The sequence below is a fragment of the Microbacterium sp. K24 genome (assembly GCF_004794465.1).
GTDB lineage: Bacteria > Actinomycetota > Actinomycetes > Actinomycetales > Microbacteriaceae > Microbacterium.
The window spans coordinates 1-12,539 of record NZ_SSDJ01000078.1 but is presented as its reverse complement, the minus strand read 5'-3'; the positions used below and the strand labels follow the sequence as shown (position 1 = coordinate 12,539).

Below are 12,539 nucleotides of genomic sequence, written 5' to 3'. Positions count from 1 at the left end.
CGGGCGCTGCCTCGGCAGCGGCCGGAGTATCCGACGCGGGGGCTGCGGCGCTGCCGTCACCGATGCGCGCGAGAAGTGCACCGACCTCGACGGTCTCGTCCTCGGCCACGAGGATCTCCTCGATCACTCCGCTGACCGGGGAGGGGATCTCGGTGTCGACCTTGTCGGTCGAGATCTCGAGCAGGCCCTCATCCGCCTGGACGGTGTCGCCCACCTGCTTGAGCCAGCGGGTGACCGTACCCTCTGTGACGCTCTCACCGAGAGCGGGGAGGACCACGGATGTGCTCATGACTGAGTCTCCTTCAAGAAGTTGTATGACGCGGTATCTAGCTTAGTGACTCGGGCACCGGTTGGTGCTCAGAGGGCGTGCAGCGGCTTTCCCGCCAGGGCGAGGAAGGCCTCGCCGAGGGCCTCGCTCTGCGTGGGATGCGCGTGGATCAGCGGAGCGATGTCCTCCGGGTGCGCCTCCCAGGCGACGGCGAGCTGTCCTTCGGTGATGAGTTCGCCGACGCGGTCACCGAGCAGGTGCACGCCGATGACGGGGCCGTCCTTGAGCCGGACGACCTTCACCAGTCCACTGGTACCGATGATCTCGCTCTTGCCGTTGCCGGCGAGGTTGTATTCGTAGGAGACGACCGCTTCGGCGCCGTGTTCGGAGACGGCAGCCTCCTCGGTGACGCCGACGGAGGCGACCTCGGGGCTCGAGTACGTCACCTTCGGGATCTGGGAGTCGGGGATGTTCACGGGGGAGAGGCCCGCGATGCGCTCCGCGACGGCGATGCCCTGCTGGAAGCCGCGGTGCGCGAGCTGCAGACCGGGGACGATGTCGCCCACCGCCCAGAGGCCGGGCACTCCCGTGCGCAGCTCCTGATCGACCGTCACGAATCCGCGGTCGAGCTTCACTCCGGCTTCCTCGAATCCGAGATCTGCCGTGACCGGCCCGCGCCCCACGGCGACGAGCAGGTAGTCGGCGGTGAACTCCTTGCCGTCCTCCAGGGTCACGGTCACCGAGTTCTCGTCCTGGGTCGCCGTCTGGAAGCGCACGCCGAGCGAGTACTGGATGCCCCGGCGGCGGAACGCGCGCTCGAGACCCTTGCTGAGGGCGATGTCCTCGTTCGGCACGAGGTGCGGCAGAGCCTCGACGATCGTGACCTCCGAGCCGAAGGAGCGCCAGACACTGGCGAACTCCACGCCGATCACACCGCCGCCGAGCACGAGCACGCGCTCCGGGATGACGTCGAGTGCGAGCGCCTGCTCGCTGGTGAGGATGCGTCCGCCGATCTCGAGGCCGGGCAGCGAGCGGCTGTATGAGCCGGTGGCGAGGACGACATCGGCACCGACGTACACGTCATCGCCGACGCTGATGCTGCGATCGGCGTTCAGGCGACCGAATCCCGTCACGGTGGTGATCCCACGCGCCTTGACGAGACCTTCGAGGCCCTTGAACTTCTTGGCGACGATGCCCTCGCGGTAGGCGCGGACGCCTGCGGGATCGATGCCCTCCAGCGTCGCGGTCACGCCTACGTGCGCCGCGTCGCGCACGTGCTCGGCGACCTCGGCCGCATGCAGGAGGGCCTTCGTCGGGATGCAGCCGCGATGCAGGCACGTGCCGCCGACCTTGTCCTTCTCGATCAGAGCGACCGACTTGCCCAGTTCGCTGGCGCGCAGGGCCGCCGCGTAGCCGCCGCTGCCACCGCCGAGCACCACGATGTCGAAGTTATGGGTTGTCATGAGTCATGCCTCCTTGTGGGATGCTGCGGCCAGGGCGATGATCGTTCGGACCATCGCGCCGGTCGGGCCCTTCTCGGTGAAGCCGTACGGCGCACCGGCGTGCTCGCCGGAACCGGCGATGTCGAGGTGCACCCAGGGGATGCGCGGCGCATCGTCGGCATCTGAGGTGCGTCCGACGAAACGACGCAGGAAGAGACCCGCGTACGACGCCCCGCCCATGCGATCGCTCATGTTGACGTTCTGGAGGTCGGCGATCGGAGACTCGAGCGACTCCTCCATGTGCGCAGGAAGAGGCATGTGCCACGCGAGCTCGTCGGCGCTCTGCGCAGCCGCGAGAAGCTCCGCGACCGTGTCGTCGTCGCCGAACACCCCGGTGTGGCGGTGGCCGAGCGCTGCGACGATCGCGCCGGTGAGGGTCGCCACGTCGACGATCACGTCGGGGTGCTCGCGGCTCGCGGCGACGAGCCCGTCGGCGAGGACGAGCCGGCCCTCGGCATCCGTGTTGAGCACCTCCACGGTCGTGCCGTCGAGGATGCGCACCACGTCGCCGGGGCGGAGAGCGCGACCCGACGGCATGTTGTCGGTGATCGCGAGCCAGGCGGTCACGTGCACGGGAAGTCCGAGCGTCGCGATCGCACGCAGAGCGGCGAGGCTGGTGGCCGCGCCCGCCATGTCGAACTTCATCCCCACCATCGAGGCCGCGGGCTTGAGCGACAGACCACCCGTGTCGAACGTGATGCCCTTGCCGACCAGTGCGATGTGGCGGGTCGCGTCGGCGGGGGAGTAGTCGAGCCGGACGAGGCGCGGCGGCCGGTCGGAGCCCTGGGCGACACCCAGGATGCCGCCGAAGCCCTGTTCGGCGAGCGCGACCTCGTCGAGGATCTCGACGGTGACGTCGAGACCGGCGACGCTCTCCGCGGCGCTCTGCGCGAGCTGCTCAGGGCTCTGCCACTCGGCGGGCACGTTCACGAGGTCCTTGATCAGCGCGACCGCTTCGCCGACGGCCTGTGCTTTCGCGATCGACTCGTCGTCGAGATCGGCGTGCAGCGAGACGGCTGCGGCACGGGTCTTGCCCTTCTCCGCACGGTAGGTGTCGAAGCGGTAGCCGCCGAGCACGGCGCCCTCCGCGGCGGCGGCGGCGAACGACTCGAGCCCTCCGGCGAACCCGACCGCGACGTGATCGAAACCGGTGAGCGAGCGCAGGGCGGCACCGACGGCGTTCCGCACGGCCGCGGCGTCGGCTCCGGTGCCCGTGCCGACGACGGCGAACGGCAGCGAGGTCACCTCCGGCACATACACGCGGGTGTACGAAGAAGCGGATCCCGTGAAGCCGATGCCGGTCAGAGCGTCGGCGAGGCCGGGGTAGGCGGCGAGCGACTCGGACGATTCGGAGAGATCGGGCACGACGAGCACTGCGGCATCTGCAGCGCTTCCGGGGAATGGATCGGTGGTGTGCGAGAGCACGGGAAGCGTCATGCTTCCATCCTAGGATCCTCGCCGCAGCCCCGGTGCGCGAGCCATGTCCGCGTGTTCGCTCTCAGCATGACGAGCCCAGCCCGGGCATCCGGACCTGCTCGTAGCATGGACACATGCCCTTCTCCGGTGACCTCCATGAACGAGTCGCGAACGCGCCGACAGTGCCGCACGGCCTGCCCCTGGTCGTCCTGCTGACCGGATTCACCGATGCGGGAAGCGCGGTGTCGGGTCTCATCGACCACCTGCGCGAGACCGCGTCGCCCCAGCCGATCGTCGTGTTCGACAATGACGTGCTCCTCGACTACCGGGCCCGTCGTCCGGTGATCTCCTTCGATCAGGATCACCTGACCGAGTTCCGGCCCTCGCGTCTCGAGCTCTCGCTCGCGACCGATGCCCTGGGCCAGCCCTTCCTGCTCCTCGCCGGGTACGAGCCGGACTTCGCGTGGAACGCCTTCGCGCAGACCGTGCTCGATCTCGCGGCCGAGTTCGAGGTGTCCGGCCTCAACTGGGTGCACTCGATCGCGATGCCGGTGCCGCACACCCGGCCGATCGGCACCACCGTCAGCGGCAACCGTCGCGAGCTCACGGTGGCGCACTCCGTGTGGCGCCCGCGTACGCAGGTTCCGGCGACGGCAGGCCACCTCCTGGAATTCCGCTTCGTCGAGAACGGCCACCGCGCCGTCGGATTCGTGCTCCTGGTACCGCATTACCTCGCCGAGACGGAGAATCCGGATGCCGTGATCGCCGCCGCCGACAAGCTGATGGCGTCGACCGGACTCGTGCTGCTGATGGATGCCGTGCAGGAGCGCCGGGAGGACTACCTCGCCCGGGTCGACGAGCAGGTGGCCGGCAACGAGGAGCTGCAGCAGATGGTGCACAACCTCGAGCGCCGATACGACGCCTATATGGCGGGCCGCAACCCCGACGACGACACGTACGACGAGGGCGGGTTCAGTGAGCGCGACCTGCCGAGCGCCGACGAGCTGGCGGCCGAACTGGAGCGCTACCTGGCCTCCCGCCCGTCCGGCGACGACGACAAGCCGGGGCGCGGCTAGACGAATCTCCGCCAACTTCGGCGGAATGCATCCGCATCGCCACACGTGTGCGATACTAGGAGTCCGACCCGTTGTCAATCGGTGTTTTCGAACACCGGACTTGACAAGGGTCTTACTAGTGTCCGAAATGTCCCGGGGCGGTCCCGCAGCCCCGTGAAAGGCGAAACGTGACTCCTGCCACGACGAAGAAAACCCGGACGACGAAGAAGGCCGAAGAGACCGCCGTCGACACCGAGGTCGAGGTCGACGCTCCCGAGAAGCCGGCGCCGTTGAGCGCTGCGAAGCGTGCGGCCGCGAAGCGCGCCCCCGTGAAGAAGAAGAAGTCGGATGACGTCGTCGAAGAGGACGAGGCTCCCGTCGCCGGCGCTGCAGATGACAGCGACGACGAGGACGACGACTCCAAGCCGAAGTTCACCGAGCCCCTGCCGACCGGTGCAATCGTCATCTCGTCGAACGACGACGAAGACGTTCCGGTCTACTCGACGCAGATCACCGGCGCGACGGCCGACCCGGTCAAGGACTACCTGAAGCAGATCGGAAAGGTCGCACTGCTGAACGCGGCCGAAGAGGTCGAACTCGCGATGCGGATCGAAGCCGGTCTCTTCGCCGAGGAGAAGCTCTCGGCGATGTCGGCCGCGGAGAAGACCGGCCAGCTCGGTCTCGACCTGCAGTGGGTCGCCCGTGACGGTCAGCGCGCGAAGAGCCACCTGCTCGGCGCCAACCTCCGCCTCGTCGTCTCGCTCGCCAAGCGCTACACCGGCCGCGGCATGCAGTTCCTGGACCTGATCCAGGAGGGCAACCTCGGTCTCATCCGCGCGGTCGAGAAGTTCGACTACACCAAGGGCTTCAAGTTCTCGACGTACGCCACCTGGTGGATCCGTCAGGCGATCACCCGAGCGATGGCCGACCAGGCCCGCACCATCCGCATCCCGGTGCACATGGTCGAGGTCATCAACAAGCTCGCCCGCGTGCAGCGCCAGATGCTGCAGGACCTCGGTCGCGAACCCACTCCGGAAGAGCTCAGCCGTGAGCTCGACATGACTCCCGAGAAGGTCGTGGAGGTGCAGAAGTACGGTCGCGAGCCGATCTCCCTGCACACCCCGCTCGGCGAGGACGGCGACAGCGAGTTCGGCGACCTCATCGAGGACACCGAGGCGGTCGTCCCGGCCGACGCGGTGGGCTTCACGATGCTGCAGCGTCAGCTCGAGCAGCTGCTCGACTCGCTGTCGGAGCGCGAGGCCGGAGTGATCCGGATGCGCTTCGGACTCGGCGACGGCCAGCCCAAGACGCTCGACCAGATCGGCGACACCTTCGGCGTGACCCGTGAGCGGATCCGTCAGATCGAGTCGAAGACCATGGCGAAGCTGCGCCACCCGAGCCGCTCGCAGTCGCTGCGGGACTACCTCGAGTGATGCAGGCGAACGAGGGCAAGGCGCTCGAGACCAGCGTCGACGGCAAGAGCTTCGCGCGCATTCCGCTGCGCACGCGCGTCGTCATGCCGGACGACGACCTCGATGCGGTCATCACCGAGTATGCGAAGGACGCCGTCCGACCGGGCGACCTGCTGTTCGTGACGGAGAAGATCGTCGCGATCACGCAGGGCCGCTCGTACCGTCTCGACGAGATAAAGCCGCGCAAGCTGGCGCTCTTCCTGTCGAAGTACGTCACCCGCACGCCGTACGGCATCGGGCTCGGCATGCCGGAGACGATGGAGATGGCGCTGCGCGAGTGCGGCACGCCCCGCATCCTGCTGGCGGCTGCGGTCGCCGCCGTCACCAAGGCGTTCGGTCGCAAGGGCGACTTCTACCGCATCGCCGGCGACAAGGCCCGCGCGATCGACGGACCGACGAAGCACACGATCCCGCCCTACAACGAGGCTGTCGTGCTCGGACCGAAGGATCCCGACGGCGTCGCGGCGCACCTGAAGTCGCTGCTCGGCGGAGCGCTCGAGGTGGCCGTGGTCGACATCAACGACCTCGGCGGCAACATCCTCGGGTCCACGCTCGACAAGGACGGCGAGCGTCGGCTCGTCAAGATCCTCGGCGACAACCCGCTCGGACAGGGACTGGAGTCCACGCCTCTCGGAATCGTCCGCGAGGTCTGACCCACGGCGATCACTAAGAAGGCCCGTATGCTCAGCATCCGGGCCTTCTCCGTCTCGGTTCAGAAGCCGATGACCTCGCGATAGCGCGGCTTGTGGCCCGTGCGGATGCCGGTGACGCTGGGCTTGTTCTCGTACACGCCGGCGCCCCAGTTGCCCTCGACGAGAACGGGGCCGTCGGGGGTCACGACGACGTCCCACCCCACGTACTGCACCTGCGGAACGACGCGGGCGACCTCGTCGATGAAGGCGCGCACCTCGTCCATGTACGGCAGCTGGAAGTCGGCGATACGGAACCCGGTGTCGGGGTGGTTCTCGTGCACGTGTCCGTGCGAGTCGTAGCCGGCGCCGACCGCGTGACCGTTCTCGTCGAGCATCGTGTAGAAGCCGCCGAACGTCATCTGGTCGCTCACGGCGCCCCGCCCGAACTTCTGGGCCATCGCGAGGATGTGCGCCTTCTCGCCGTCGAAGAACGCCGTGACGCGGGTGGTGTTGACCGTGCCGGGGCAGACGGCCGCGAGAGCGTCGTGCTGGCGGATGACCTCCTCGATCAGCAGCTCGCCGCGGCTCAGCAGACCGGCGTGGAACTCATCCCAGTCGGTGATGTCGGCGGCGTGGTACCGATGCACACCGGTGCCGGCCTGGCCGACCGGCTCTTTCGTGACGATCGTGCCGAGGCGCTGCGTGAGCTCGCGGACGGCGTCGGCGTTCCCCTCCTCGACGACGAGCCATTCACGGTGCAGGTGCGCCGCGAAATGCCGGTTGAACTCGATCTTGTCCTGGAAGATCCAACGGAAGTCCGGGTGGTCGTAGCGCTGTGAGAGCTGGTTCGACACCGGGTGCGTCATGAACGTCTCGCGCTCGGACCGGGTGAGCATGGCGAAGTCGTAGTCGATGTAGTCCTGGAATCCGACGTTGTGCCGGGCCGCCGACCACAGCATGTCGACCACGATCGCCGGCACGGCCTTGTGGTGCTGCTCCGAGGCCTCCTTGGCCCGTTCGACCACCGATCCGACGTCGATGCGGCGTGCGCGTCCCAGCAGATAGCGGATGCGGGGCGCGAGGGAAAGACGAGACATGTGGCTCCGGGGGTAGGGGTCCTGACCAGTCTACGGGGGCTCGAAGTTCACGCCGCGAACGTGGAAGCTAGGCTGGAAAACGTGTGTGACACGACTTCCAGCGCCCTGCCGCGCGCCGTGATCTCCCGCTCGGCTCTCGCCGCGGCGGCATCCGCCGCTGTCGGCGGCGGCGGGCGTACGGCCGATCTGCGGCGCGATGCATGGGGGCACGGCGTCCTCACGGTCGCCCAGGCGGTGACGGCTGCCGGGGCCGACCAGGTGCTGGTGGATTCCCCGGGCGAGGTCGACACTCTGCGTCTCGAGGGCATCGTCGGGGTCACGTCGGGCACGGCCGATATCGATCCGGCCCTGCTCTACGGTCTCCCCGACGACGAGGGCTTCCTCGCCGTGCGTCCCGTCATGCGACTCACCGGTCATGTGATGTCGACCAAGCGCCTCCGTCAGGGCGACGCCGTGTCCTACGGCTACACCTACCGAGCGGCGGCCGACACGACGGTGGCGCTCGTCACCGGCGGATACGCGCAGGGGATCGTCCGCGCACTGGGCAACCACGCCCATGTCGAGGTCGACGGCATCGCCCGGCCCATCGTCGGGCGCGTGGCCATGGACGTCTGCGTCGTCGACCTCGGCGGGGCCGACGCGGCGCACGGCCAGGAGGTCACCTACTTCGGCGGCACCGGGCCCGCGGCGCCGGGCCTGACCCGGTGGGCGGAGGTCACCGGTCTCTCGGTCGCAGAACTCGTCACGGTCGCCGGTGCTCATGCGTCGCGGGGGTGGGAGGCATGACGCGCCCGGAGCTGCGGATCAGCAGCGATGCGTTCCGCGCCAACATCGCCGCCGTCCGCGACCGCATCGCTCCCTCCACCCTGATGCTCGTGCTGAAGGACGACGCGTACGGGCACGGGCTGCGCTGGGCCGTCGAGACGGCCGTGCAGGCCGGTGTCGCATGGTTCGGGAGCTATGACATCCGCAGCGGACTGCAGGTGCGTCGGATCGCGGGCGGCGAGGTGAGGATCTTCGCCTGGGCCACCTCGTCGGACGACGAGATCGACGAGGCGCTGGCACGAGACATCGATCTGGGTGTCGGCACGATCGAGTACCTGCGCCGGGTCATCGCGCGCGCTGCCGTCCTCGGCGCACGAGCCCGGGTGCACCTGAAGATCGACACGGGCCTGCACCGCAACGGCGTGCTTCCCGAGGACTGGCCGGCCGCCGTCGCCGAGGCGCGGGCGGCGGAACAGCGCGGCCACATCGAACTCGACGGCATCTGGAGCCATATCGCCGAGGCGAGCGACGCCGAAGACGACGAAGCGCAGGTCGCCTTCCTCGATGCCGTCCGCGTCGCCGGCGAGTCGGGGGCTGCCCCCGCCTTCGTTCATCTCACGGCATCCGCTGCGTCCTGGTGGCGTCCGGAGCTGCGCGGGACCGTGTCGCGCATCGGAGCGTTCTGCTACGGCATCCGCTCCGCCGACGGACCGGAGCTCGACGGCATCCGCCCCGTCGCCTCGCTGAGCGCGCTGGTCGAGGACATCGTCGACGGTGACGCCGTCATCTCGATCGGCAGCTTCGACGGGCTGCCGTCCACGCTGTCGGGGATGCCGGTCGGCACGCCTGCCGGGTCGAGGACCCTCTCCACGATCGGGCACACGACGTCCGTCGTCGAGGCGTGGCCGGGAATGGCCGTCGGGGACGAGGTCATCCTCTTCGGCGCCGGCGACTCCGGCGAAGTCGGCGCCACGACGCTCGCCGAGCGGATCGGCACCGTGGGAGAGGAGATCCTCACCCGATTGAGTCCACGGGTCCGACGGATCGTCCTCGCGTGAAAAAACTCCGGGCCGCGCGTGCGCGCGACCCGGAGTCGGAAGTCGGAGAGGTCTGCCGGTCAGACGGTCTCGACGAGGCGAGAGCTCTCGTCGTGCCAGCTGGTGGCGATGGAGCGGAGCTTCTCTTCGTACTTGCGGCCGTGGTGGGCGCAGAACAGGAGCTCGGATCCGTTGACCTCTGCGGCGATGTACGCCTGAGCTCCGCAGGAGTCGCAGCGATCCATCGCTGTCAGGCGGAACTCGATGGCGGTGGCCTCACGTTCGGTTGTTGCATTCATCTCGGTGCCTCCTCGGGTGTCGGCCTCGCTGTGGGTCGTGCTCAATACAACCACGCTGCACCTGTACGCATGCCCGGATCACGGCGTGTTTCGCTCAGCGCGTACGCGATCGGTGCGGGCTGGGCAGCGGAGGGGAGTGTCTACCGCCCGATGGAGCCGGCCGAGAATAGACTCGGAGATTGTGACCGCCGAGTATTCCGCCCATCATCTCCAGGTGCTCGAAGGGCTCGAGGCTGTCCGCAAGCGTCCCGGCATGTACATCGGGTCGAACGGATCGCCCGGGCTCATGCACTGCCTCTGGGAGGTGATCGACAACGCCGTCGACGAAGCCGTCGCCGGCAACGGCGACAAGATCGATGTGATCCTCCACGACGACGGCAGCGTCGAGGTGCACGACCGCGGTCGTGGCATCCCGGTCGACATCGAGCCGCGCACCGGGCTGAGCGGCGTCGAGGTCGTCTTCACGAAACTGCACGCCGGCGGCAAGTTCGGCGGCGGTTCGTACGCGGCGTCCGGTGGTCTGCACGGTGTCGGCGCCTCCGTCGTGAATGCGCTCTCGGAGCGTCTCGACGTCGAGGTCGACCGTGGCGGCAAGGTCTACGCGATGTCTTTCCATCGGGGCGAGCCGGGAATCTTCACGGATACGGGGGAGAAGCGTCCGGACGCGCCGTTCCGTCCGTTCGAGGACAAGAGCGAGCTGCGCGTCGTCGGAAAGGCGCCCCGGGGCGTGACCGGCACGCGCATCCGGTACTGGGCCGATCGGCAGATCTTCACGAAGGACGCCGCCTTCCAGCTCAAGGAGCTCGAGACGCGCGCACGCCAGACCGCGTTCCTCGTGCCCGGGCTCGAGATCCTGGTGCGCGACGACCGGGCACGGCCCGCGCAGCCTCCTCAGGCCGAGGGCGTGCTGACAGGGCTCGTCGACGAGATCCCCCGCGAGATCTCCTACCGCTACGAGGGCGGCATCTCCGAATTCGTCGACTACCTCGCGACGGACGCCCCCGTGACGGACAACTGGCGCATCCAGGGCGAGGGCACGTTCAAGGAGACCGTCCCGGTTCTGCAGGCGGACGGCCACATGATCGCGACCGAGGTCGAGCGCGTCTGCGCCGTCGACATCGCGCTGCGCTGGGGCACCGGGTACGACACCACCGTGCGGTCGTTCGTGAACATCATCGCGACGCCGAAGGGCGGCACGCACCAGCAGGGCTTCGAACAGGAGCTCCTAAAGGTGCTGCGTTCGCAGGTCGAGCAGAACTCCCGCCGGCTCAAGGTCGGCAATGACAAGCTCGAGAAGGACGATGTGCTCGCGGGACTCACGGCCGTGTTGACCGTGAACGTGCCGGAGCCGCAGTTCGAGGGCCAGACCAAGGAGGTGCTCGGTACTCCCGCCGTGCGCCAGATCGTCGCCCAGGTGCTCCGCAAGGACCTCGGCGAGCGCTTCAGCTCGACCAAGCGCGACGACAAGAACCAGGCGTCGCAGCTGCTCGACAAGATCGTCTCCGAGATGAAGGCGCGCGTCTCGGCGCGCGCGCACAAGGAGACGCAGCGCCGAAAGAACGCATTGGAGTCCTCGACGCTGCCGACGAAGCTCGTGGACTGCCGTACGAACGACGTCGACCGCAGCGAGCTGTTCATCGTCGAGGGCGATTCGGCGCTCGGCACGGCCAAGAACGCGCGCAACAGCGAGTTCCAGGCGCTGCTGCCCATCCGCGGCAAGATCCTGAACGTGCAGAAGGCCTCGGTCAGCGACATGCTGTCGAACACCGAGTGCGCGTCGATCATCCAGGTGATCGGCGCCGGCTCCGGCCGCACGTTCGACATCGACGCCGCGCGCTACGGCAAGGTCATCCTGATGAGCGACGCCGACGTCGATGGCGCGCACATCCGCACCCTCCTGCTCACCCTGTTCTTCCGGTACATGCGTCCGCTGATCGAGGACGGCCGGGTCTTCGCGGCCGTGCCCCCGTTGCATCGGATCATCATCATGAACCCCGGTTCGAAGCCGAACGAGACCGTGTACACCTACAGCGAGCAGGAGATGCACGCGCTGCTCACCAAGCTGCGCAAGGCCGGCAAGCGGTGGCACGAGCCGATCCAGCGGTACAAGGGTCTCGGCGAGATGGATGCCGAGCAGCTGGCGAACACGACCATGGACCGCTCCGGCCGTCTGCTGCGGCGGGTGCGCATGGAGGATGCCGAGGCCGCCGGCCGCGTCTTCGAACTGCTCATGGGCAACGAGGTGGCTCCGCGCCGCGAGTTCATCATCGATTCGTCCGGACGGCTGTCCCGCGAGGCGATCGACGCCTGAGGCTGGTCAGCGGGCTGTCGCGAGGGCTGCCTCGTAGACGCCGAGCAGGGCCGCACGATGTGTGGTCTGCGCCACCTGGTCGCGATGCGCGATCGCGGCCTCGCTGTGTCGGGTGAGGCGCGCGGGGTCGTCGCGCAGCTGCGACAGGGCGGTGGCGAGGCCCGCGGCATCCGGGGTCGTCGTGACGATGCCCCCGCCCGGTGGCAGCGTCTCCGCGAGATCGGGATCGGCGACGATCACCGGGAGACCGGAGGCGATCGCCTCGAGGAGCACCATCGGCTGATTGTCGAAGTCGAGGGAACTCGACACCAGCACGTGCGCGTGCCGCATCGCCGCGAGCACCTCGGACTGCGGAACACCGCCGTGCACGGTGACGAGACCGTCGGGGAGTGCCGTCGCGCGGCGTGACACGGATGCCCGGGATACCCCGTCGCCGTACATGTGCGCGGCGATGCCCGAGACCTGCGACACCGCGTCGAGGAAGACCGCCGGGCGCTTCTCGGGAGACAACCGTCCGCACCACATCACCCGCAGCGGCTCGCCCGGTGCGACGACACGTGCGGCGGGTCTGCCGATCACGTCGAGCACGGACTGCTCGAGACCGTTCGACAGCACGGTGATCGGCGTCTCCACGCCCTGCGCGGGGTCGGTCGACGAACCCTTGATCGCGACCTGCACGTCCTTG

General features: G+C 68.4%; 12 protein-coding genes. 6 read left to right on the top strand and 6 right to left on the bottom strand.

Features of this window, described 5'->3' with window-relative positions; genetic code table 11:
* The 3 genes from DW306_RS05890 to DW306_RS05880 form a co-directional block, all read right to left on the bottom strand.
* The coding region (locus DW306_RS05890) for a biotin/lipoyl-containing protein (RefSeq protein WP_342670835.1) at positions 1-289 on the bottom strand (289 nt) is incomplete at its 3' end.
* A 68-nt stretch (positions 290-357) separates the two neighbouring features.
* On the bottom strand, positions 358-1,731 hold the full coding sequence (gene lpdA / locus DW306_RS05885; protein ID WP_136054685.1) for a dihydrolipoyl dehydrogenase: 1,374 nt from the start codon (positions 1,729-1,731) through the stop codon (positions 358-360).
* Between the two features lie 3 nt (positions 1,732-1,734).
* The gene (locus DW306_RS05880; RefSeq protein WP_136054684.1) at positions 1,735-3,207 is read right to left on the bottom strand and encodes a leucyl aminopeptidase; all 1,473 of its coding nucleotides are present in this window, start codon (positions 3,205-3,207) and stop codon (positions 1,735-1,737) included.
* A gap of 113 nt (positions 3,208-3,320) precedes the next feature.
* Between DW306_RS05880 and DW306_RS05875 the strand changes: the two genes are divergently transcribed.
* From DW306_RS05875 to DW306_RS05865, 3 genes are all read left to right on the top strand, one after another.
* Entirely contained in the window at positions 3,321-4,262 is a 942-nt protein-coding gene (locus tag DW306_RS05875; RefSeq protein WP_136054683.1) for a PAC2 family protein, read from the top strand.
* A 167-nt stretch (positions 4,263-4,429) separates the two neighbouring features.
* Positions 4,430-5,674, top strand: a complete 1,245-nt coding sequence (locus tag DW306_RS05870) for an RNA polymerase sigma factor (protein WP_136054682.1) — start codon at positions 4,430-4,432, stop codon at positions 5,672-5,674.
* On the top strand, positions 5,674-6,366 hold the full coding sequence (locus tag DW306_RS05865; RefSeq protein WP_205814108.1) for a coenzyme F420-0:L-glutamate ligase: 693 nt from the start codon (positions 5,674-5,676) through the stop codon (positions 6,364-6,366). The genes DW306_RS05870 and DW306_RS05865 overlap by 1 nt, the downstream gene beginning before the upstream one ends.
* 59 nt (positions 6,367-6,425) lie before the next feature.
* Here the strand turns inward: DW306_RS05865 and DW306_RS05860 are convergent, their stop codons facing one another.
* A complete protein-coding gene (locus tag DW306_RS05860; RefSeq protein WP_136054680.1) occupies positions 6,426-7,442 on the bottom strand; it encodes a sugar-transfer associated ATP-grasp domain-containing protein in 1,017 nt (338 codons plus the stop codon).
* 81 nt (positions 7,443-7,523) lie between these two features.
* Between DW306_RS05860 and DW306_RS05855 the strand changes: the two genes are divergently transcribed.
* Entirely contained in the window at positions 7,524-8,228 is a 705-nt protein-coding gene (locus tag DW306_RS05855; RefSeq protein WP_240747087.1) for an alanine racemase C-terminal domain-containing protein, read from the top strand.
* Entirely contained in the window at positions 8,225-9,265 is a 1,041-nt protein-coding gene (locus DW306_RS05850; protein WP_136054679.1) for an alanine racemase, read from the top strand. The genes DW306_RS05855 and DW306_RS05850 overlap by 4 nt, the downstream gene beginning before the upstream one ends.
* 59 nt (positions 9,266-9,324) lie before the next feature.
* Here DW306_RS05850 and DW306_RS05845 read toward each other — a convergent pair whose 3' ends face one another.
* Entirely contained in the window at positions 9,325-9,543 is a 219-nt protein-coding gene (locus DW306_RS05845; protein WP_136054678.1) for a hypothetical protein, read from the bottom strand.
* A gap of 178 nt (positions 9,544-9,721) precedes the next feature.
* Between DW306_RS05845 and DW306_RS05840 the strand changes: the two genes are divergently transcribed.
* Entirely contained in the window at positions 9,722-11,854 is a 2,133-nt protein-coding gene (locus DW306_RS05840; protein WP_136054686.1) for a DNA topoisomerase IV subunit B, read from the top strand.
* A gap of 6 nt (positions 11,855-11,860) precedes the next feature.
* Here DW306_RS05840 and DW306_RS05835 read toward each other — a convergent pair.
* A partial coding sequence (locus DW306_RS05835) for a glycosyltransferase family 4 protein (protein ID WP_136054677.1) occupies positions 11,861-12,539 on the bottom strand: 679 nt, incomplete at its 5' end.

Excerpts from the sequence above, each read along its gene's own strand:
- lpdA (WP_136054685.1), bottom strand. The coding sequence starts at position 1,731 with ATGACAACCCATAACTTCGACATCGTGGTGCTCGGCGGTGGCAGCGGC.
- DW306_RS05880 (WP_136054684.1), bottom strand. The coding sequence starts at position 3,207 with ATGACGCTTCCCGTGCTCTCGCACACCACCGATCCATTCCCCGGAAGC.
- DW306_RS05875 (WP_136054683.1), top strand. The coding sequence starts at position 3,321 with ATGCCCTTCTCCGGTGACCTCCATGAACGAGTCGCGAACGCGCCGACA.
- DW306_RS05865 (WP_205814108.1), top strand. The coding sequence starts at position 5,674 with ATGCAGGCGAACGAGGGCAAGGCGCTCGAGACCAGCGTCGACGGCAAG.
- DW306_RS05860 (WP_136054680.1), bottom strand. The coding sequence starts at position 7,442 with ATGTCTCGTCTTTCCCTCGCGCCCCGCATCCGCTATCTGCTGGGACGC.
- DW306_RS05850 (WP_136054679.1), top strand. The coding sequence starts at position 8,225 with ATGACGCGCCCGGAGCTGCGGATCAGCAGCGATGCGTTCCGCGCCAAC.
- DW306_RS05845 (WP_136054678.1), bottom strand. The coding sequence starts at position 9,543 with ATGAATGCAACAACCGAACGTGAGGCCACCGCCATCGAGTTCCGCCTG.